Annotated in this window: 22 protein-coding genes and 2 pseudogenes; 10 read left to right on the top strand and 14 right to left on the bottom strand. The window is 60.2% G+C overall.

Annotated elements, in window-relative coordinates:
* Window positions 1-197: 197 nt before the first annotated feature.
* Window positions 198-554 (top strand): hypothetical protein, encoded by a 357-nt coding sequence (locus BB934_RS44335; protein ID WP_099515901.1) that lies wholly within the window; start codon window positions 198-200, stop codon window positions 552-554.
* A 121-nt stretch (window positions 555-675) separates the two neighbouring features.
* Here the strand turns inward: BB934_RS44335 and BB934_RS44330 are convergent, their stop codons facing one another.
* The 6 genes from BB934_RS44330 to BB934_RS50370 all read right to left on the bottom strand — a co-directional run bounded on the left by BB934_RS44330 (window position 676) and on the right by BB934_RS50370 (window position 6,341).
* Entirely contained in the window at window positions 676-888 is a 213-nt protein-coding gene (locus BB934_RS44330) for a dodecin (protein WP_099515900.1), read from the bottom strand.
* 121 nt (window positions 889-1,009) lie between these two features.
* Window positions 1,010-2,047: an extracellular catalytic domain type 1 short-chain-length polyhydroxyalkanoate depolymerase gene (locus tag BB934_RS44325; RefSeq protein ID WP_237050914.1), complete on the bottom strand. Its 1,038-nt coding sequence runs from the start codon at window positions 2,045-2,047 to the stop codon at window positions 1,010-1,012.
* 282 nt (window positions 2,048-2,329) lie between these two features.
* A complete protein-coding gene (gene glgC / locus BB934_RS44320) occupies window positions 2,330-3,589 on the bottom strand; it encodes a glucose-1-phosphate adenylyltransferase (protein WP_099516140.1) in 1,260 nt (419 codons plus the stop codon).
* Between the two features lie 140 nt (window positions 3,590-3,729).
* Window positions 3,730-4,128, bottom strand: a complete 399-nt coding sequence (locus tag BB934_RS51395) for a GcrA family cell cycle regulator (RefSeq protein WP_418294847.1) — start codon at window positions 4,126-4,128, stop codon at window positions 3,730-3,732.
* A 1,094-nt stretch (window positions 4,129-5,222) separates the two neighbouring features.
* A complete protein-coding gene (locus BB934_RS44305) occupies window positions 5,223-5,771 on the bottom strand; it encodes a hypothetical protein (protein ID WP_210422191.1) in 549 nt (182 codons plus the stop codon).
* Between the two features lie 438 nt (window positions 5,772-6,209).
* A complete protein-coding gene (locus BB934_RS50370; protein WP_257792399.1) occupies window positions 6,210-6,341 on the bottom strand; it encodes a hypothetical protein in 132 nt (43 codons plus the stop codon).
* On the opposite strand from BB934_RS50370, the gene BB934_RS48205 reads away from it, so the two are divergent.
* Window positions 6,340-6,600 carry a hypothetical protein gene (locus tag BB934_RS48205; RefSeq protein WP_157934710.1) on the top strand — a complete coding sequence of 87 codons (261 nt, stop codon included), beginning with the start codon at window positions 6,340-6,342 and terminating at the stop codon, window positions 6,598-6,600. The two genes, BB934_RS50370 and BB934_RS48205, sit on opposite strands and share 2 nt — an antisense overlap.
* Before the next feature lie 16 nt (window positions 6,601-6,616).
* Here BB934_RS48205 and BB934_RS44295 read toward each other — a convergent pair whose 3' ends face one another.
* Window positions 6,617-6,880 (bottom strand): hypothetical protein, encoded by a 264-nt coding sequence (locus BB934_RS44295; protein ID WP_099516139.1) that lies wholly within the window; start codon window positions 6,878-6,880, stop codon window positions 6,617-6,619.
* A 121-nt stretch (window positions 6,881-7,001) separates the two neighbouring features.
* On the bottom strand, window positions 7,002-7,679 hold the full coding sequence (locus tag BB934_RS44290; RefSeq protein ID WP_099515895.1) for a CYTH domain-containing protein: 678 nt from the start codon (window positions 7,677-7,679) through the stop codon (window positions 7,002-7,004).
* A 149-nt stretch (window positions 7,680-7,828) separates the two neighbouring features.
* Between BB934_RS44290 and BB934_RS44285 the strand changes: the two are divergent.
* A pseudogene (locus BB934_RS44285) lies at window positions 7,829-8,525 on the top strand (Tn3 family transposase); the annotation flags it as partial.
* Window positions 8,526-8,608: 83 nt separating this feature from the next.
* Window positions 8,609-8,974: a hypothetical protein gene (locus tag BB934_RS44280; RefSeq protein ID WP_099515894.1), complete on the top strand. Its 366-nt coding sequence runs from the start codon at window positions 8,609-8,611 to the stop codon at window positions 8,972-8,974.
* 13 nt (window positions 8,975-8,987) lie between these two features.
* Here the strand turns inward: BB934_RS44280 and BB934_RS44275 are convergent, their stop codons facing one another.
* Genes BB934_RS44275 through BB934_RS48200 form a run of 3 tightly spaced genes read right to left on the bottom strand, consistent with a single transcriptional unit; the run spans window position 8,988 to window position 10,005 of the window.
* Entirely contained in the window at window positions 8,988-9,227 is a 240-nt protein-coding gene (locus BB934_RS44275; protein WP_099513402.1) for a hypothetical protein, read from the bottom strand.
* A 34-nt stretch (window positions 9,228-9,261) separates the two neighbouring features.
* Entirely contained in the window at window positions 9,262-9,528 is a 267-nt protein-coding gene (locus BB934_RS44270; RefSeq protein WP_099515893.1) for a DUF6894 family protein, read from the bottom strand.
* 60 nt (window positions 9,529-9,588) lie between these two features.
* Window positions 9,589-10,005, bottom strand: coding sequence for a NepR family anti-sigma factor (locus BB934_RS48200; RefSeq protein ID WP_157934383.1), 417 nt, complete (start codon window positions 10,003-10,005; stop codon window positions 9,589-9,591).
* A 640-nt stretch (window positions 10,006-10,645) separates the two neighbouring features.
* Between BB934_RS48200 and BB934_RS48195 the strand changes: the two genes are divergently transcribed.
* The 3 genes from BB934_RS48195 (at window position 10,646) to BB934_RS44250 (ending at window position 13,310) form a co-directional block, all read left to right on the top strand.
* Window positions 10,646-10,822: a hypothetical protein gene (locus tag BB934_RS48195; protein WP_157934709.1), complete on the top strand. Its 177-nt coding sequence runs from the start codon at window positions 10,646-10,648 to the stop codon at window positions 10,820-10,822.
* 1,063 nt (window positions 10,823-11,885) lie between these two features.
* Complete coding sequence (locus BB934_RS44255; RefSeq protein WP_237050912.1) at window positions 11,886-12,221, top strand: DUF6894 family protein; 336 nt, start codon at window positions 11,886-11,888, stop codon at window positions 12,219-12,221.
* 225 nt (window positions 12,222-12,446) lie between these two features.
* The gene (locus BB934_RS44250; RefSeq protein WP_237050910.1) at window positions 12,447-13,310 is read left to right on the top strand and encodes a transglycosylase SLT domain-containing protein; all 864 of its coding nucleotides are present in this window, start codon (window positions 12,447-12,449) and stop codon (window positions 13,308-13,310) included.
* A 275-nt stretch (window positions 13,311-13,585) separates the two neighbouring features.
* Here BB934_RS44250 and BB934_RS44245 read toward each other — a convergent pair.
* A protein-coding gene (locus BB934_RS44245; protein WP_099515890.1) for an IS5 family transposase occupies window positions 13,586-14,355 on the bottom strand; the annotation gives its coding sequence in 2 pieces (ribosomal slippage) (window positions 13,586-14,034 and window positions 14,034-14,355; 771 coding nt in all).
* Between the two features lie 1,877 nt (window positions 14,356-16,232).
* Between BB934_RS44245 and BB934_RS44240 the strand changes: the two genes are divergently transcribed.
* The 3 genes and pseudogenes from BB934_RS44240 to BB934_RS44230 all read left to right on the top strand — a co-directional run.
* Window positions 16,233-16,604, top strand: a complete 372-nt coding sequence (locus BB934_RS44240) for a terminase small subunit (protein ID WP_157934708.1) — start codon at window positions 16,233-16,235, stop codon at window positions 16,602-16,604.
* Entirely contained in the window at window positions 16,597-16,851 is a 255-nt protein-coding gene (locus tag BB934_RS44235) for a hypothetical protein (protein ID WP_099515888.1), read from the top strand. The genes BB934_RS44240 and BB934_RS44235 overlap by 8 nt, the downstream gene beginning before the upstream one ends.
* Window positions 16,852-17,004: 153 nt before the next feature.
* A pseudogene (locus BB934_RS44230) lies at window positions 17,005-17,145 on the top strand (IS66 family transposase); the annotation flags it as partial.
* Window positions 17,146-17,175: 30 nt separating this feature from the next.
* On the opposite strand, the gene BB934_RS44225 reads toward BB934_RS44230, so the two are convergent.
* Window positions 17,176-19,248 (bottom strand): recombinase family protein, encoded by a 2,073-nt coding sequence (locus BB934_RS44225; protein ID WP_099515887.1) that lies wholly within the window; start codon window positions 19,246-19,248, stop codon window positions 17,176-17,178.
* Entirely contained in the window at window positions 19,235-19,414 is a 180-nt protein-coding gene (locus BB934_RS44220; RefSeq protein ID WP_099513339.1) for a hypothetical protein, read from the bottom strand. The genes BB934_RS44225 and BB934_RS44220 overlap by 14 nt, the downstream gene beginning before the upstream one ends.
* Window positions 19,415-19,609 lie beyond the last annotated feature (195 nt).

Genomic DNA, 19,609 nt, shown 5'->3' with positions numbered 1-19,609 from the left:
GCATCCGGCCTGTCAAAGGAAGTCGGGTGCAGCACTGCCAGTTCCTGCCCTCCGAGAGGATACAACCCACATCAAGCCCATTCCGCAAAACACGGTTAGCATACAGTTAAGGGATGGGGTTCTTGGCACTGTTGGCCAGCCGCCATCACATGATAGGGTAAGGTGGCCTTCGAGACTGCGAACCCATGAGGCAAGTGATGATCCGCGCTGCCTGCCATACGGCCGACAATGCCCTTGCACTTGAGTTTGATGCGACGCCATGGTTTCGCGAGGCCGATCCGCAGAGCGTTCTGCACCTTGCCGCGCAGGATTGGTCCAGCGTCTGGATTGCCGATGCCCTTGAGACGCGGCCGGGCTACGAGGGGCTGCACCAACTGGTCGCGTATGCCGCCACCCGTCTCAGGGACGAGTCGCTGGAAGATCCCACCTGGGATGCCCTCACCTGTGTCGTCAACTCATCTGATGCCCAGCAATGGCTCGCAGAGAACCGGCCGGAGATTGCGTCCGTAGTCGAAGGGCGGCAGTCAGCCTCGTGGGTTGTCGAAGCCGCATGAACCGCTAGCGAGCCTGATCGGATAGGCGGCCGCCGATGCCCTCAGCGCCGCCGCACACTGCCTAACGGCATAGGCCAATTCCCCAGCACGTTGAGGAAAAGCCGGCCCGAGGGCCTAAAGATCACGCGTCCTCGAGGGTAAATCCCGCCTTGAGCACGACCTGATAATATCGGACCTCCCCGTTCTCGATATGCCCGCGGGTTTGCACGACCTCAAACCATTGCAGATTTCTCAACGCCTGGCCGGCACGCTTGATCGCCGTCTGGATGGCATCCTCGATACTGGTTTCAGAGGAGCCAACAAGTTCGACGATCTTGTAGACATGATCCGACATCACATGCCCTCCACATTTCATCCAAGATTACACGTAGGGCAGACGATATCGCCTGCGAGGCCATCCCATTCTCGATTGTCCTTGGCGCCGGATGCGCTTCTGCGCAGAAGCGACGTGCCGTTCACATCCTGCCTCTGCCTCGCTTGCGGTGAACAAGGCCCCACGATTTCGCCAGATGAAGCGGGGACGACAGGCCCACATCCAGCATGAAGTGCTCGGCGCCTCGCGCGCTGGCCTGCGCCTTTGTCCGGCGCACCGGCGTGCCATGACCCATGCCCTCGATGAGGCACAGCTCGACAACCGCCTCCCCCTTTCGGTTCGACCAAGTCCGGTGGCGGTGGCCTGCCAGTGACGCTTGCCTAAAGACGTCCTCGTCGACGCCATGCACGTTTGTCCATTGGCTGAGCAAAGCGGCTGCATTGGCGGCTGCAACGGTCCGATCCGCCGTGCCATGCCAGATCGACACCGTCGGCCGCGGGCCTGTGTGAGATGACGCCGAGCGGACAAGATCACCCCATTGCTGGGCGGTGCGCGCCTGCGGCTTCTTCATGGCAGTCACGACCTGGCGCAGACTGGACGCGGCACCGTAGGGCAGACCGGCGATGATCCCGCCCCCGGCAAAGACCTCGGGATAGGTGGCCAGCATCACCGAGGCCATGGCGCCGCCCGCCGAGAGCCCGGTGATAAAGATCCGACCAGGGTCGATGCTGTGGCTCCGTCGCATGCGGGTGATCATCTGGCGGATCGACAACGCCTCGCCCGAGCCCCGTCGGGCATCGTGGGACTGGAACCAGTTGAAACAACGGTTTGGGTTGTTGGTGCGGGACTGCTCGGCATAGAGAAGGAGAAAGCCGTGCCGCTGGGCCAGCAACGACCAGCCGCTGCCCTCGTCGTAGTCGCGCGCCGTCTGTAGGCAGCCATGCAGCACGACAACCAGAGGCGCTCTGGCGGGTAGCAGCGGTGGAACGTAGATCAGCATTCGGAGATTGCCCGGGTTGGACCCGAAGGAGACAATCTCGACGAGCCTACTCTTCTTAGGTTTGGTCTTGCGCGGCTTGACGATGAGCTTGCGCGAGGTCGCGGTCACCGTGCGAAGGGTCTTCTTCGCCCACCGGCGCTGAGCTTTCAGAAGGCGGGTAATCGGAAGCTTCGGTCGCATGCTCACCAAGTCGGAGGTTTTAGATGCAGGGGGTATCTCACGTAAGGAAACGTAGGCGATCACGGCGACTTCGGTTGAAGCAGCGCCTCGATCCATATCGCACCCATCCTGTGACAGAATGGGATAAGCAATGCTGACATGACCAATCACGCCAGCGCTTAAGGCATCGTTGGAGATATTGTCGAATTGGTGAGCCCGAGCCACAGCGATGGAGCTTGTCACTCTGTCGCTCGAACAAGCCTCTCAGCCGAACAGTAATGGGACCGGACAGTCCGCCGAGGGTCATGCTTCAACCCGGTCAACCATCGGCTGCGTGATCAGGCAGATGCCGCTGTCGGTGCGCCGGAAACGCCGCGCGTCAAAATCCGGATCCTCTCCAACCACCAGACCCTCCGGGATCCACACGCCGCGATCGACAATGACTTTCGTCAGCCGGGCCGATCGGCCGATCTCGACGCCGGGCAACACAACCGCCTGCTCCAGATGGGCGCCGCTGCAAACCCGTGTGCGCGTGAACAGGATTGAGTGCCGCAAGACGGCCCCTGATACGATGCAGCCACCAGACAGGAGAGTGTCCGTTACCTCCGCTCTTTGGTCGTCATGGGTCACCTTCGCCGGCGGAGTGATCTCGGCATTGGTCCAGATCGGCCACTCGTCATCGTAAAGATCCAGACCCGATTGGGCCTGGGTCAGGTCGATGTTGGCGGCCCAATAGGCATCGAGCGTGCCGACATCCCGCCAATAAGCCTCCGCCTCGCCCGAGGATCGGACGCAGGAGGTCGTGAAGCGGTGTGCTATCGCTTTTCCATGCGTGACCAAGTATGGGATGATGTCCTTGCCAAAATCCCGGCTAGAACCCTCCGCGGAAGCGTCCCGCCGGAGCTGGTCGGCGAGGACTCGGGTCGAGAAGACATAGATCCCCATGCTGGCCAGCGCCATCTCCGGGTTGTCCGGCATGCCGGGCGGGTCTGCAGGCTTCTCCAGGAATGAGACGATACGGTCCTGCTCGTCCACCGCCATCACGCCAAACGCACTGGCCTCGGCTCGCGGCACCTCGATGCAGCCGACCGTCACGTCAGCGCCTTGGCTTACATGATGCTGAAGCATGACCTCGTAGTCCATCTTATAGATATGATCACCCGCGAGGATCACGATGAACTCGGGGTGATAGCTCTCGATGATGTCGATGTTTTGGTAGACCGCATCGGCCGTGCCCTCGTACCACATCGTCTCGGAGACGCGCTGGCTCGCCGGCAGAATGTCGAAGCTCTCGTTGCGTTCGTGCCGAAAGAAGTTCCAGCCGGCCTGCAGGTGCCGGATGAGGCTGTGGGCCTTGTACTGGGTGGCCACGGCGATGTGACGGATGCCGGAATTGAGGGCGTTCGAGAGGGCAAAGTCGATGATGCGCGATTTCGCGCCGAAGTACACCGCGGGCTTGACCCGCTTGTCAGTCAGCTCGAGGAGGCGGCTGCCGCGGCCTCCGGCCAAAACATAGGCCATGGTACGGCGTGCGAGCGGGGCAGAGGCAGGGATCTGGGACATCGGCATTTCCTCTCCTGTCTCGCTTGGCTCTTCTCGACCGCTAAGCTTCTATGCTCAAAGATGAGCGGAGGTTCCTCAGGGGCAAGGGCGAGCATCCGCCAGAGCCGGCGCGCTACGCCAACAGGATAAGAAACGAGGTATCACCCGCCCTCGGCTCTTGTGTCAGGATGTGTCGATTTCCAGGCCACGCTCCGAGGCGGCTCCCTTGGTCCACCCGCGAGCGCCTTGGCGTAAACCAGGCGACAATGCAAAGGGCACCAGCTCGATCCCTCTTGTGTCTCGCCGCCGCAGAAGATCGCCTCGGATCGCTCGTCGGAGACGATGAAGCGGCACTGTCGTGCTCGCAGCTTGAGCAGGGTCGTTCGGGTCCGCGGTGAGGGCTCGCTGATCTCAGGCATGACTCTGACATCCGATCCATGGACCAGAGCAACACCATGAGGGCCTGGGTGAGTTCCATGCCGATGCGGGCTATCAACAGCTTGATGGAAACCTAAAGCGGTCGTCCTACGGCAGCTGCGTGCAGATAGCGATGACAGCAATCGCAGCGGACGCTGCGGCGGCCGTCAGCCAAAGATCGATGGCCTGCTGCTGGACGGAGACAAGACGCTTCATGCGGGTGAAATTCAATCAATGTGGTGAGATGCAATAGGGTTCTAGCGGGGAGTACGGCCCAGCCGTTAACCCAGGGACACCGTCATGGTTCCGCGACCGATCGCAATGGTGTCAACTGACCACCATCGCGCTTCGTCACCGGCAGGCTGGCTCCGTCGTCCGGTCACCCCTTTGACATGCCATCGATTAACGCGTCCGAGGCGACGCCGGTCGCTTCCCGATCGGGCCCCTGACTAAAGTCGAAATTCCTGCCGCCGACCCTTTCGATAAGAAGCCTCACCGGCCGCGATGGACCCCATAAGAAAAAGCCGGGCGCGAAGCCCGGCGAAAGTTAAGGTCCGACAAAAATCGAAACCTTCCAGAGGGAACGGCCGATACGGCAGCGCCGGGAGGAAGAAGGCGGTGCCGCATGAAATCAGCCTCAGCTGATATCGGCGGCATCGCACCTTTTTGCAATGCAGCATGCCTCATGAAAGGGCTGCGTTGAGAACATGGCTTGGCGATGGGTCGCTTGACGCTCATCCCGTCACGAGCATCCGATCCCCATCTGAACTCGGACCAGCTCAGAATCTTTTCTGCGCGGGTGCTGTCTTGTTGTCGCCGAAGGTTCACTCTTGCGAAGGCGTTGAACAAGTGTCTGTCGCTCGGTGCGTGCATATCCTCACGGCGTGACCCCTGCCGCTTTGGCCCGACGGCTGACGCCGTCGAATGGTTGTAGTCGATCTGCCGATCATCAAACCCATGGGCCCTCGCCGTGTGAGCCCCGTCGCTCAAGCAGATGCTGAAGCTCGGGCTAGGCCGCCAGCGCAAGGCGTGCGTCGGTGATCTGGAACAGGTAGAACCCGTTGAACCGCACCCCAGCCTGGGCGCCCCGCTCCTCAAAGCCCGCAGGGCTGAGGTCCGACGGACGCAACGCCCGCTCGAATCTCCACTCGCCACGAACAAGAAACCCGGGAACCGGACGGTCTTCTGGCACGGCACAGAACGAGGCAGCTGCCATGCGGTCGAAAGGGCAGCCAGTTCAAACCGGCTTTGAGCGCTGATGACCTTGCCAGGATGCGGGATGGAGGCGTCGCTTCCAGCGCTCGCTGCGCGGCAGGTGAACAGCGGCATCCAGACGCTTGGTCAACCTACGCTCGTTAGACCTCGACAGGACTGTAGTTGACGGTTCGATCATCTCCGCATGCCATGTTGGTTCTACTTCTGGCGCTGGCTCGAGCGCTTGCGCCGGTTCGACAGGTGTGGGCATCTTCTTCCTGACTGCCCGTGCGTTGGATTTCGTACTCTCACCCGAGGCAGGCTGGACGTCATGACTCGACGTTGCGCCCTTTTCAACAGCGGCAGCGGTGGAAGTCGGCAAGTCGACCTCAGCATGCACAGGCGCGTCCGCATGTGCGTCCTTCTCGTCTTCAGAGACAATTCTCAATTCGAACTCCATCTGTCCGCGCTTGGACTCCCCTGATGAGCGCTTGCGGCGGGCGGGCTCAGCGGGCTCCGATTGACTCCACATCGGCGCGACAATGCTCGGCAGAATGCGAGGCGCCGAGATCGGTTCGGCGACTTTTGGCATGGCTTCAGTCTGGAGGATCGGGCGAGCCTCAGCCGCAGGAGGCACAACCTCGAACAGGGGCCGTGGCGGAAGGTGGGGACGCTGGCCTTGCGTGCGGGATTTCTTGATCTCGACCGAAAAGGAGGTTTGCTGACGCTTCATCTGAACAATGACTTTGGACTGGAAACGACTCTGATATGGGGGCTGGGCCGGTAAATGACAGGGAAGGCTCGCCTGGCGGCGCGAACCGTCATCTGCGGTAACCTTTTCACCGACTCGGACTCGATGATGAGGCCTTGCCCGTACCGGCAAAGAGAAGCGCCTCGTGCAATCGCAGAGGCGCTTCCCTTCCAGGGAGAATCGGCCCCCCAGCCGTTCCTTCAAGGACCGGGACAGAATGCCTGAAATCAATCGCATTGGCTGTATCGCAACGGGCACAGGCGCCTGAAAGATACGCCCTCAGAGCCTGGCCAGCAGCAGGCTCAGGCCAATCAGGGCGGCAAAGGCGACGACAAACCGGACGGCGGCCTGCGTGAATGTCGGGGCAGGCGTCGGGGCAAAGACAGGTGCTGCGACCTCTGTCGGCGGCATGATGAAGACCTTCGATGAATTCGGCGAGTTCTGGAAAATGGGCGGAAGCGGCAATCACATCATGTCGCTTCGCCTGCGTGATGTGTCCGATTTCTGCGCTGATGTCTGTAGCTGGCAGGTCACACGGCGGGCCTTGCTGCGCCTGATCGGTGGTCATCGAAAGCAGCATTGCCGAGCGCTCAGGATGGCCTACATCTCAGGTGTGCGTCATTCCCTTGGCACACCAGCGCCCCGGTCGAGGTTTCAGACAGCGCCTTGATCGGGGCGCTTCTGTCTCACGCGCCCTGCGAGGCGGTGTGGCGGTTGTTGGCCTTCACCGGTGGATGGCCGAGCCAGGCACACAGCTCCTCCAGCGACGGAAAGCTGTGCTCGATCTCCCAGAAGGGCGACGGCCGCTGGCTTCGCGGCAGATCCTCGAGTAGTTCGGCCGTCCAGGTATAGGGCTGGCGCAGGCCGCTCCTGACCACGCTGGCGATGACGGCATCGTCGAGATAGAGGTCGTAGGCGCCTGGTGCCAGCTGGATCAGGTTATAGCTCATGGTGCTCATCGCAGGTCCGCTGTCGATCAATCCACCCGCGGCCATTCATGGCGGGCTGACTGTACTGGCCATCACCATCTTTTCAGGTGATTGATCAAGGGCCAAAGTGTCCCGGACAGGGTCAGCGCCTCTGCGGCTGCAACGATCGGGCGAGGTCCCGGATCACGCTGTCCTCGATACTGAGCCCATCGAGCTCCTGTTCGTCCTCCGCATCGAAGGGAGCCTCGGACGATGCCGGCGCCTGAGCCTGCCGGGTTGGGGACGGCTCGACCTCGCGGTCGCGGTGATCGAGGGCGTCGAGCAGGCTGGCGAGGGCGGCATTGGAGATTTCCACCTCCGGCACGGCCGGCCGACCGGTGAGGGCGATCGTGCGGAGGCGATAGCTCGGATCTGCGCTGACCTCGGGACCGCACCAGGCCGGCGGCTGGAACTTGCGGGCCGTCTTGTCGTCCCTGAACGCCATGCTGATCAGATCGAGCGGTCCCGGGGTGAGGAAGCGCTGGATGGTGGTGGCATGCGGGCCGACATCGATGGCGACGCTCAGATATTCGACCTGTCCGGCAGACAGCGCGAGCAGGGTTTCGGCCTGTGGCAGGGAAATCTCGGCCGCGTCCTCAACCGGTCCCGTCGCGGAATGAGAGGCCAGGACCAGATGGCCAGCATCGCCTGTCAACTGCACGTGAGTGCTCCGGTCAGGATGCTCGGGAAAGTAGCCCTGCCGGACGCGGTCGCCGGCCCTGTCCCGCTCGATCAGCCGGGCCAGGGCCGGGGACAGCAGAAAGACACGGGTGGAACTCATCGGTGTCGGCCTCTCATCCTCGGGCAACAGGGACAGATTAGGTTCTTGGGCACGGGCCAGGAAAGGCAACCCGCCCCTATCGTCGACCCAGGCCGACGGTTAGCCATGGTTCCCAAGCGCTTGGCAGCCCATGACAGACGATGATGATCCACGTGTTTGGTCTCTTTGCTCTGACGGGCCGGCGCTTTGCTCCACGCCTTCGTAATCTCAAGGACCGGAAGCTCCATACCTTCGAGAAGCCGGAGACCTACCCCGCACTCCAAGAGCATATCGGCGTGCCGATCAACACCAGTCTGATCATGGAGTACTGGGATGACCTGCTTCATCTGGCGGCCTCGATTCAGACGCGGACCGTCGCACCCTCGACAATCCTCAAGCGGCTAGCGGCCGCTCGCAACCCCAGCCAGTTAGCTCGTGCCTTACGCGAACTCGGTCGCCTTGAGCGCACGCTGTTCATGATCGAATGGTACTGCGATCCTGCACTCCGACGCCGTTGCCAGGCGGGTCTGAACAAGGGTGAGGCAGCCCACAAGCTTAAACGGCGTCTTCTTCCATGAGCGCGGCGAAATCCGGGATCGCTCGTTCGAGAGCCAGGCCTTCTGAGCATCCGGGCTGAACCTGGTCGTGAGCGCCATTGTTCATTGGAACACGGTCTATCTCGGACGCGCCGTGGATCATCTCCGTCGGCAGGGGCGGATCATTCCCACTGATGTGCTCAAACACGTGTCCCCTCTGAGCTGGGAGCATATCAATCTCACCGGCACTTACGCATGGGGCGAGGAGCCTTCGCTGGTCGATGGCTTCCGCCCCTTGCGCCTGCCGCAGCCCTTGGCTCAAGCCGCATGATCCGATTGGGCATAGATGGAGGTTCTTTGTTCGTTCTAGCTTAGCGTGTGTTTGGAAGCAGTTCTTGTTCCGACCCCTCTCTGGTGTCGGATCCAAGGAATTTCGGCGGCCTGCAATGGTACGCTATCTGCTCAAAGACCGGACGGCGGGTGCGGGTGCTCTATCGTCCGCTCGGAGCAGCCTATTTTGCCAGCCGGTATGCTTGGGGCCGCAGGGCTGCCGATGCCTCACAGTTCCTTGACCCAATCGGTCGGGCTCGGCGCACCAAGGCGAAGGTGAAAGCGACTCTCCTCGGAGATGAGGATCCGGACGAATGGGATCTGCCGCCTAAGCCGAAGGGGATGCGCTGGGCGACCTATGAACGGTGGGTGGCCAAGTATGATGCGGCTGAGGAGATGCTAGACACCCATCTCGCCATGGCGGCGGCACGACTGATGAGGCGGCTTTGAGTTTGGTGCAGTGTCAGTCCAACCAAGGCTGAAGCAGCGGCTTGGCGAGTTGCAACTGCCGTACAATCCCTTGGTGGGGAACACCTTTTTGCTGCAGAAAGCCTTGGATCTGCTGCTTGGCCTCCTCCCATGACAGCCCCTGTTGATAGCAGCACTCCAGATACTTTAAAGTTCGCTCACGGTTCAACTCAGGAACCGCGAGTGGCGCCTGCTCATCCAAAAAGCACGGCGCGACCAAATCCTCGCACGTCACGGTGGATCTCGCAGGTTAGAATGCGGTCTCAGCCTCAGGAAAGAAGCGAGACATCCGATGAAGCGGCTGTAGAGAAGGCTGCTTGAGATACGGACATAGTGAAGATGCTCTGCCCGTCCTCGTTCAAGACTACAACGCGATGGTTCTGCGAGGGACTAGACAAGACCGGGTCGAGAGCGACCAACCCATTGCTCATGCGGGCGAACTGCCGGGCATCTTCGTCACTGGGACAATCATAGCCCGAGGCATCTTCGGAGATGCGTTGCGCCCCCTGATAGAGGTCGAAGTAGTACCTTGGCATGAGCAATGTCTCCTCACAGGACGAAGGTTAAGGTCTTTCTTGCTACTTTGACTTAATTTCCTATTGAACGTCAAAGAATGCCCTTCGCTCCAATTGTTCAGCGAGCGCTTGCAGACGGTCCGGGATAGGTTCCTTTATCACATCCTCGTAATGGCTCCGAAGGGAATGGCCGAGGAAGAAGGTGATCCGCTGTTGCTGGACAGTGGGGCCAATCAGCGCTGATCCGGTGCAGTTTCTTTTATCGTCCGGCAGCATGGATCTCCTCCATTGCGCTATCGGTGCACTTCGTCTTGCATATTCCAGCCGAAACTCACGGACCGGTGAACTGGTTTCAGCGAAGCTATAAGAAACCTCGTGGCCAGCCGGGCACTCGCTACGAACTTTTCTTTTCAGCCCCGCTGAAACCAACTCCAGGGCGAGGGCTTTGGGGTTGTGTGATGGGTTGATGTCTCGCTCTGAAATGCCCGTCACCAGCACGCCGACTGGCCTGACTGCTTCTGCGGGTTCCCAACGGCAGCCAATCACGAGGTTCCTTGGACCGAGCCCCTGCCACGGCCCTGAATGGATGGAGGCCACGATACAGACACCACCTGGGAAGCAGACCTCCAGCCGTCAGCCGAATGTCGGAGGTATCCTTCCGCTCGACAATCTGATCCAATCAGCGGGACAACAACCCGGATAAAGCGCGACTAGCGAGTGACTGCGTGTCACCTCGGGCCCTCTCCTCAGGATGGGGCCCGTTTGTTTGAACAGGTATGGGTCGGCGGCAAGTGCACGTTGAGCTCGGAACTCGGGCTCCTAAGCTGCGTTAAGGGTTGGTTGCGTAGCGTATGCGTTCCCCGACCACCTTGCTGGGGCACACACGATGCTCAGACAGACGATTCATGGCTTTCCAAGCGCGTTGACGACACCGTCGCTCGTGCAATTGCCATCCTCCAGCAGCCACCGGACGTCACCGCCAAACCAGAGGCTCCTCCGGTACCAAGCAGTAGCAATTGTCCGAAGACAACCTGAGCGATAGTCAGCGGCCTGAGCAGATTGATGCGCCTCAGGGTGTGGGACGGATCTGCAGTAGTTTGTGATGCTAAAATAGCTCTGAAACTGTGGAGGTGAGCTGATGCTCGTTTGGGCTGCCCTTCCCATCCTGGTGTTCGCGGCTCTCGCCAGTGGCCCCTTTCGCGACAGTGTGCCAGCGGCTGTCGAGGCCTTCGCCCAACTGGCTGCCGTTCTCAGTCTCTTCTTCTTGGTCTGCGCCGTGGAAGCCGGAGGACGCAACAAGGACAGTGGTAAATAGTGGCGCAATCGAGCAGGCAACCGCAGGCAGATTGGCGAGCGATGAGCTTGGGTGGCAATTGCACGCTGGTCTTGGCTTGAAGGTGATTTTCTCAACCAAAATTGAGAATGACCCATGCGCATACGCCTATCGCCGGGAGCAGGCCCATCCATTCGAGAGCCCGCTCCGACCGGTCGTTGCTAGTAGAAGCACTCGCAGGCTTCATTGAATCTATTTCGTATTTCACAAGCACCCTCCTATGAGGCGCAACGCAATATGGCGTTCATGAAGTGCTAACTTACCTGTTGCCTCGGGGTCTTTACCATCTGCACCAACACATCAGGCTAAAGGAGCGGCGTACTTTTCAGAGACTAGCCAGCAAAAGGCTTGCTCCAATGAAGGAGCCGAGCGAGGCCACAAAAAGAGCAGATGCACGCTGAAATGACGGGTCAGAATTGGTCACACCGTTGGGTCCGAAACCTTGCCGTGAACAGTTTCTGAGGTGTGCGGATCAGCCACGGGCCACTCCTGCTGTCGGATAATGTCTTAGGCATATTAACGGAGGCAGGTACGGATTTATTCCATCACGGAATTTTTCAGAATATTTCGATTGCAGCACAGGAATGCAGCCCTACGTTAGAAAGTGGGAGGGCTGACGATGACAGGGTGTGAGGTTGAAGCCGTAGCAGCAGAGTTGGCCAAAGCGGGAGGTGTGTCCTGGCATTCAGGGCAGGAGCGAGGCCCACTGAAGTTGGTCATGGACCGGTACCGGGACCGCGCCCGCCTTGCTATTGCGGCTCTCGATCGCGTCCGGGCCGCTGAGCAGAGTATCTCTCGCGTTCGCATTAGGGGCGAGCAGTCCCGACCAAGCGCACAGGCCGCCCTTGAGCCGGTCTCCAGCGATGTCGTCTCTGAGGGGAGCCTGGTTTTGTACCGCCCTCCGGGAGACAAGAGAGCCTACCCATGTCGCGTTGAGAAGCTCGATGGAAGCCGCGCTTACCTTGTCCCTGAGATCCCAACCTGCACCGGCTGGGTGGATCTTGAAAACCTCGCCTCTCCAGCAGTCCAGTAAGGTGTCCGAGCCATGGTAACTTTCACGAATGGCAAGCAGGCACCTGCTGAAGACGCTGTCGAAATTGATCCGCCAGCCGGATCTTCGGCTGGATCCGCTACAGGTCTTTCGGCGCCAGCGCGTTACTACTTCAATCTCACTGATGGCGACAGCATGATCCGCGACGAGGAGGGCATCACGGCGTCCAGTCTCCAAGCCGCCGTGGTCTCCGCGATGGAAGCCGTCGAAGAGCTTCGGGCCCAGGATCCCTTGAACTCGGATGAGTGGCAGGGATGGCAGCTGGAGATTGTCGATGCCTCGGGTCAGGCAGTGCAGGTCATTCCGCTTGATGCTCTCTCGGCTCATTAGTCAGACTCGGAGCGGCAGCGGCGCGGCTGATGAAGCGGCTGTTGCTGGGAAATTGCCTGACCAGGCATTCATTGCGGCGGAGATTACTGGCTGTTCTGAGTACCTATGTTGCTCTGTTCTGCCGTTGAGCCTCGCGAGTTACTCTCCTACACTCAGTTCCAAAATAACCTTGAATGACAGCGGGGGCTCTCATTGTGCAATCCACACCACGCCAGTGTCTGCCTCGTGTTTGGACTTCTGTTCCTTCCTGCTTCGGCTTTAGCACAGGCGCCTTTAGCCGATTTCCCGGATTTCCCACTGCCTCCCGTTATTGAGGGTCTCATCGGGATGCCTCAAGCCTATACACCTGGGCGTAAAGCTCATCTTGAGACAATCAGGCGTGAAGCCGAGCAGGTGGGGCTTCCTCCTGATGTCGCGGATGCGGTAGTGCAGGTCGAGAGTGCTTATGACCCTGGTGCTGTTGGAGGAGTTGGTGAGGTCGGCCTCATGCAGATCCGTTCTACAACGGCGGCCATGCTGGGCTACAGAGGCACGTTGGCCGGATTGTTTGAGCCGGAGACCAACGTCCGTTATGGCATCGCGTATCTTGGTCGCGCGTGGCAGCTTGCTGACGGTGACCTGTGCCGCGCGCTCATGAAGTACCGGGCAGGACACGGCGAGGAGCGCATGACACCACTCTCGGTGGAGTACTGCCGACGTGTTCGAACCCACTTGGCAGCTATCGGATCCCCTATTGCTGCAGGTGGTAACGCACTCAGCGTTTCAACCTTGGGCTCATTATATGCTTCGAAGCCCGCCCCCAGGGCCACTGCCGATACAACAGCCAAACTCTCCCCATCCAGCCCATCTCACCGGATGAAAAGCGCGGCGGTCGGTATCAAGGTTCTGCCCCCGCAGCGACTAATGAAAGGGTTACGGGTCGCTGCCGCAGTGCCTTCTACCGAAATGCGTTCACTTTCTCTCGCGCAGGAGAAGGAGAAGAGGCGGAAGACGAAAATCCGGCAGATGTGGGCTGCCCATGACGCCCGCATGCAATCCATTTCCGCGAAGTTGAGGCCAGAGAGCCTCCGGATTTCTACCGGAATATGAATATTGCTGGCACCAGCAACGGCGCGGCTGATGAAGCGGCTTTAGCCAAGAGATTTCGCTTCAGAAATCAGGAGGCGTATTGCGTTTCTCCTTTTGGCAGACATCCTAATTGGTCTCCAATAATCGCAGGGAGGACATCTGATGTCCTGTTTCGTTGGTCCACAAGCAATGCTTCTTGGTGCTATCGGGCTTATTGGGTCTTTCGCGACGAGTAATGCAGGACCATGCTCAGCCCAGATTGATGCTGTCCAGGCCCAGGTTGATGCTACGGCCTGTTAGCGCTTGAGCCAGTCGATTGCTGCGGCGAGGCAGAGCACGCCCATGAAGGATCGTGCGGTCTTCTCGTAGCGGGTTGCAACGGCTCGCCACTCTTTGAGCCTGGCCCAGAGCCGCTCGACGACATTGCGGTTGTTATAGATCCAGTCCGGACAGGCCACCGGCGCCTCATTGGACTTAGCCGGGATCGCCGGCTTCGCACCGATGCTCCAGATGTGCTCGCGGGAGCTGTGGCTTGAATAACCGCGATCGGCCACCACCCAGCTGGGCACACTCGGCAAACTGTGAAGCAGCGGAATGGCGTCAGGCAGCTCGTGCGCCTGACCGGGTGCAATGCGAAACGCGATGGCGCGTCCGAGCCCGTCGGCGATCACGCAAGCCTTGGTGCCATAGCCGCCACGAGACCGACCAAGCGCTTCACGATGGTCTCGTTGAGCTTGAGAGCCCCTTTTCGACGAGCCCCGGCGGCCTTCTGATGCGCGCGCACGCTGGTGCCGTCGAGGAAGGTCATCCCGAGCTGGATGCCGCACTTCTGTACCAGGTTGAGCAGGCGCTCCCAGACACCCAGACGGGCCCAGCGGATGAAGGTCTGAGCGGCGCGCCACCACGGCCCCAATTCAGCCGGCACGGCGCGCCACTTGGCGCCGTTCTCATGGCGCCAGAGAATGGCCTCGAACGTCCGACGCAGATCCTGTGGCGGTGTCTTGCCCTTGGGACGGCATTGCTCCACCAGTGGCTCCAGCATGGCCCATTGTGCTTCCGTTAGCATGGCTCCTCCTCAGACAGGACGAGCAAAACGCCTCCAGGTGCAAAGGGTTCAAGTCATAACAGGCCGTAGAGCTACGGCTATAGCGGGGGCTGGCCCGGTAGCGCCCGAAAGCACAGCGGCACTGCTCCATCGAGAGCCCACTCCCGGTTCAATCGCGCGTGCCGCGGAGAGCCTTGGCGAGGGAGCCTCTATTACAAAAGCACTGTCGGCACTGGAGCGGGCGCGGGAGGCTGACCAAGGCGGCAAAGAGGGAAGCTGCGAACAGGCCCTTGCAGAAGCACGTCGCGCGATTGGCCCCTAGTTCCAGCCAAAGCTCAAAGGGCATGCCAGACCGGCAGATAAGCCCCGATTGGTGGTTCCGTTAGGGATGCGTTTACCTTTCGGGCGCAGCCTCTTCCCGTGCCCTATGGCACGGTCGTTCTCCCTGGATGGTCGCACTGGCGGCCCACCTAGAGCGCCAGTCGAATGGGCGCTCTTTCTTTGCGGGATCCAGGGACAAACGTCATTCGTTCTGGGCAGCCTGAGAGGCTGAAGCCCTATGCTTAGCGCTGCGACGTTGGCGTACCTCTAGGCCTCAGAGCGGGGCCTAACGAGCGGCTGAGCCGAACCGACCAACCAACGCGGGCGCATGCTGCAAAGCCCGAAAGCCTCTTATGGCGCTGATCCTTAATCCGCTGACTGGCTTGAGCGTCTCGCTCGCCTCCCAGTCGGACATGCTCACTCAGGATTGGGTGGAACTCGCATAAAGAGTCACACGTGAAAGGCCCACATCAGGAGCAATCCTCCGATCCCTATGATCGCGATCCCGATCATAATGGCCCAGAACCGTCTTCGCCCTGATGGGAAGTCGCCGAACATGGTCGCCTCCAGACCGCATGCATCTCGCGCGTCTACAGTGAGCTAGAATTTAGGCCGAAACGTCTTGATGCGCATCCTCGACCCTCGCACCGGCTTGAGCGTCTTGCTCGCCTCCCAGTCCGACATGCTTGCCGAGGACTGGGTGGAGCTGTGACCCGCCAAGTGTCATCAGCATCATTCTAAGAAAAAGAGAGTCATAAACGCGCAGACGCCAAGTCCGGCAAACAAGCCGATCCATCTGAAGATCGCCTCAGACGGATCGGATGGACGCGGCGGTTTAGGCCCCGCTGGAATGGGATCGTCATCGTCGTCATATATGGCTACGGCCCCCCAGGCTGAGTAGGCGGACTAGAATCCTGATCCAATTCGAAGAGTCGAATCCTCTTCTGGATTATCCACGAAAGGATGCGGCTCATGGGGCTGTCTGATGCTCATCCTCGACCCTCGTACCGGCCAGGGGGGTGGAGCCCGCGTGCTCGATGTTCCCATCCAAATCTGCGAAAAGAGTTATATCGCGAAGGAACATTGCTCCTAATGTCGCGAAGGGACATTATCCTGCTGGTTGTCCACTGATGTGGTACTATGCAGGCCCTCGCTATAGCCGCCCTTTATCTAGGCACTACTCTGGCTGCCTTCGTATTGGCTGTGGATGTACTTGACGTCGTAGATCCCCTCAATAGGTTGATCGCTCACTAGATTGAGCTAGTCTCTCATAGAAATTGCCTCCGCGACCCGGGGAGATCCAACTACTGCTGATAAGGTTTTCAAGTCAGCAGAATGATTCTCCTCACTGCGATATTGCCTATCTTGGCCAGTGTACTGATTGCGGCTGCCACCGGATTCCTGTGCGCCGAATTCGCTCTTGCCCTCCTGAGCGGATTTTGCGCGGCCGCCATTGCGCTGGATCGTATGCTCGACTGGCGCGAAAGACGAAAATAGCTACGCGCTCGCCAGCCTGATCCCTGAAATCTCCCATGCCCCTGACCGACAAGCAGAAGCGGTTCGTCGAGGAATAAATCGTGGACCTGAACGCCACGCAGGCGGCAATTCGTGCGGGGTACAGCGCTAAGACGGCCGAGCAGCAGGCGTACCAGCTCCTTCAGAAAACTTCAGTCTCCGAGGCGATCGCAGCAGCCCAGGCAGCACGCTCTGAGCGAACTGAGCTGATGCAGGATTGGGTGCTCGACCGTCTCTGCGAGGTCACGGAACGGTGCATGCAGCACGAGGCGCTTCTCGACCATGAGGGCAATCCAACGGGCGAATACAAATTCAACGCCTCAGGTGCCAACAAATCGATCGAGCTGATCGGCAAGCACCTCGGCATGTTCAAGGACAATCTCAAGGTAAAGCTCGAGGTCAGCCACGAAGATACACTCTCAGAGCTTGAATGAACGGGAACGGGAGATCCGCCGGTGTCTGAAGGATGACTTCGAGCACTACGCCTCTCGCTGCCTCTGGATCTGGCCGCTGGTCCGCTTCAGCCTGAACAAGGCCCAGCGCTATATCCACGAGGAGCTCGAGGAGCAGCGCCGGCTGATCGGCCGGGTTCGCGCCCTCATCCTGAAGGGACGGCAGCAAGGCTGCTCCACCTCCGTCGGCGGACGCTTCCATCACCGGTCAGCCACTCGAAGGGCCTGAAGGTCTTCATCCTCACCCACGAGGAGCAAGCGACCCTCAACCCGTTCGAGATGGTGGGGCGGTACCACGAAAACTGCCCCGAGCTAGCGAGGCCATCGACCAGCGCCGCGAACGCCAAGGAGTTGAAGTGCGACCGGCTCGACAGCGCCTACGCTCACGCGCATCAGCGGCAAAAGCGAATTGGCCAAGGCGATCCGCTATATGACCTCCCGCTGGAAGGCTCTCACGGTTTACGCCACTGACGGGCGGCTTGAGATGAGCAACAATGCCGCTGAGCGGGCAATCAGACCTTTGGTGAAGCAGGTTTCATTGTGCACTCCATATTCAAGTGTCTGTAAACATTGGAAGCGTACCCGCATCAGCAGCGCGACACGGGCGGCCCTTCCGGGCCATCGCAGTTTTGATCGGCTCTGACGCCAGATCGTCGGCTCGGATTTGATACGGTGCACCGGGGACAACCTGAACAGCCGGAAGCACGCCCGTTTTGATGAGGCGACGTATCGCGTGGTTTGTAACGCCTAACGCCATTGCCGCCTCGGTCATGGTCAGCCATTCGCCGTCTTTCTCCGCGGATCGATAGGCGTGGATTCCGCGAACGCGCCGAACGGAAGAGACGCGGTGCGCCGTCCAGGTTTTACCTTGGCCGGTAGGCAAGCCCATCCGATTGAGCGACGCGGCAATATGCTCGTCAGACCAGCGGCCGGCCATGCTGCGCATGACTGCCAGCGCATCTTCCGCTGTCGCGCAGCCGTGTTCGCCGGTTCGCGGCTTGCGAACACGCAGTTCTGAGTGCTGGCCGCCCCGCCAATGGATCGTGAGCACGACATCACGAACCGTATCGTCGACATCGACAATGATGTCTGCGATCAACGTCCGGAGCAGTTGCTGACGGGCACGCATCGTCACATCAGGAGTGTTCCAGGCCGCTGACAGGTTTTCCGCCATGTTGGCGAAAGCGCCTTGATCAACCTCAATGGTCGATGGGGTTCCGGCGGGCTGGCGCGCCTCCAGATCTTGCACGCGGCGTAAGGCAATTTCCCAGTTTCTCTCCAACTGCGCAGCGATCAAACGATTGTCGGGATCACAGGCAGCATAGCGGCGCTCAGCAAGACCGGCCTCGTAGCGGGCCTGCTTAAGCTCCAGATCGAGGATCTGGCGTTGATCATCTTGTCGTTCCCGGTGCATTCGCTCCGCCTCGAACGCGGCCTCAATCGCCAAGGGTTCTACCGCGCGCAACAGTTCACGCGCAACAGCCGCGTCCACCCTGGGGCCACCGAAGGTCATGCACCGGGGCAAGCCCATCATCAGGTTGGGCTTGTCGCAGCGATAGACAGGTCGACTTTGCGGATTACCGGTATAGGCCACGCTCAGTCGCCGCCCGCACCGTCCACACGTCATAACGCCTGACAGCAGTGCCTTGCCGCCACGGCCGGATTTTACCCCGTCGGCGCGACCATAGTTGTTGAGCGCCAACTGCTTCTGGTTTCGCTCGTATTCCTCCCAGCTGACGTACCCTTCGTGATGATCCTTGATGAACACTTCCCAGGTCCCGACCGGCTTGCCGTGGCCGTAGCTCCGGCGGGCCCTCCCATCGACAATAGAGGTCCGCTTTTCGCTTTTCCCGTAAACGTACACGCCCGCGTAAAAGGGGTTCTTGAGCACGCCGATCACGTTGCGATAGCGGATCGGCAACCAGGTAAAGCTGGTCATGCGGCCCTCATCCGAAGGCCGTGGGAAGTGGATCTGATCAGCCGTCATCGACAATAACACCTGTCGCGCGCTGCCGAGTTCGCGGAAGCGGGCGAAGATGAGCCGGATCACCTCCTGCAAGCGCAGATCAGGGTCGAGCCCCAGACCTGCTTCGCGGTGCCAGATGTAACCGAACGGTACTGACAAGCGCAGCTCGCCCCGACGCGCTTTCGACTTGGCGGCCTCGAGCATCCGTGTCCTGAGCACGCCGAGCTCAAACTCGCTGATGCTGCCTTTCATACCCAAAACCAGGCGATCGTTGGGCTGGCAGGGGTTGTACACGCCGTCATGGTCGATGACGCGGGCTTCGACAAGTCCGCACAACTCCAGCAGATGATGCCAGTCACGGCCATTGCGCGCGAGCCGCGATGCATCCAGGCACAACACAGCGCCGACCTTGCCCGCGCACAACCATGCAACCAGGCGATCGAAGCCCGGGCGCGCCACCGTCCCGCTCGCCGATCGGCCCAGATCATCGTCGATGACCTCAATGTCGGCGAAGCCGTGCTGGCGTGCAAGATCGACGAGATCATATTGGCGCCGCTGGCTCTCCAGATTGGTCATGACCTGGGATTGCGTCGACTGGCGCACATAGACGACGGCCTTGCGCCTCAGCAGCACCGTCGGGATCAGATCAGACTTCGTCATCGCCCAACTCCTCGACGACGAGGCCGGCGGCCTGCATCAGGATTTGGGCAAGAAGCAGTACTGTCTTCGCCCGCTCCGCGTCGCGCATCCCGTCCAATCTGCGGGGTTCGAATATCAGGCTCATCTGCCTGCCCGCGATCGGAGCTGACACGTTGTTCTGTTTCATCGACTTCCTCCCATGCGAATCTGATTGCGCTCGGGGAGTTTGGGGAAGCAGCGGTCGGCATGACCAGTCTCTTCAGATCGGACAACGCTGCGAGATCAATCTGTGGCGGGCCAATTCTCATCTTGGCGCAAGCGATGGGATCTAACATCCAGCCCGGAATCGAGACGACAATGCCAGATGGGCCTTCCACCTGGA

It is taken from the genome of Microvirga ossetica, from assembly GCF_002741015.1.
In the GTDB taxonomy this organism is placed as follows: Bacteria; Pseudomonadota; Alphaproteobacteria; order Rhizobiales; family Beijerinckiaceae; genus Microvirga; species Microvirga ossetica.
Note: the sequence above shows the minus strand (reverse complement) of the source record. Positions and strands in the feature narration are given on the sequence as shown.

What these genes read in the sequence shown, in the direction of transcription:
- BB934_RS44335 (WP_099515901.1), top strand. Translation starts at nt 198, where the DNA reads ATGATCCGCGCTGCCTGCCATACGGCCGACAATGCCCTTGCACTTGAG.
- BB934_RS44330 (WP_099515900.1), bottom strand. Translation starts at nt 888, where the DNA reads ATGTCGGATCATGTCTACAAGATCGTCGAACTTGTTGGCTCCTCTGAA.
- BB934_RS44325 (WP_237050914.1), bottom strand. Translation starts at nt 2,047, where the DNA reads ATGCGACCGAAGCTTCCGATTACCCGCCTTCTGAAAGCTCAGCGCCGG.
- glgC (WP_099516140.1), bottom strand. Translation starts at nt 3,589, where the DNA reads ATGTCCCAGATCCCTGCCTCTGCCCCGCTCGCACGCCGTACCATGGCC.
- BB934_RS44305 (WP_210422191.1), bottom strand. Translation starts at nt 5,771, where the DNA reads ATGCCAAAAGTCGCCGAACCGATCTCGGCGCCTCGCATTCTGCCGAGC.
- BB934_RS48205 (WP_157934710.1), top strand. Translation starts at nt 6,340, where the DNA reads ATGATGAAGACCTTCGATGAATTCGGCGAGTTCTGGAAAATGGGCGGA.
- BB934_RS50370 (WP_257792399.1), bottom strand. Translation starts at nt 6,341, where the DNA reads ATGCCGCCGACAGAGGTCGCAGCACCTGTCTTTGCCCCGACGCCTGCC.
- BB934_RS44295 (WP_099516139.1), bottom strand. Translation starts at nt 6,880, where the DNA reads ATGAGCTATAACCTGATCCAGCTGGCACCAGGCGCCTACGACCTCTAT.
- BB934_RS44290 (WP_099515895.1), bottom strand. Translation starts at nt 7,679, where the DNA reads ATGAGTTCCACCCGTGTCTTTCTGCTGTCCCCGGCCCTGGCCCGGCTG.
- BB934_RS44270 (WP_099515893.1), bottom strand. Translation starts at nt 9,528, where the DNA reads ATGCCAAGGTACTACTTCGACCTCTATCAGGGGGCGCAACGCATCTCC.
- BB934_RS48195 (WP_157934709.1), top strand. Translation starts at nt 10,646, where the DNA reads ATGCTCGTTTGGGCTGCCCTTCCCATCCTGGTGTTCGCGGCTCTCGCC.
- BB934_RS44255 (WP_237050912.1), top strand. Translation starts at nt 11,886, where the DNA reads ATGGTAACTTTCACGAATGGCAAGCAGGCACCTGCTGAAGACGCTGTC.
- BB934_RS44225 (WP_099515887.1), bottom strand. Translation starts at nt 19,248, where the DNA reads ATGACGAAGTCTGATCTGATCCCGACGGTGCTGCTGAGGCGCAAGGCC.
- BB934_RS44220 (WP_099513339.1), bottom strand. Translation starts at nt 19,414, where the DNA reads ATGAAACAGAACAACGTGTCAGCTCCGATCGCGGGCAGGCAGATGAGC.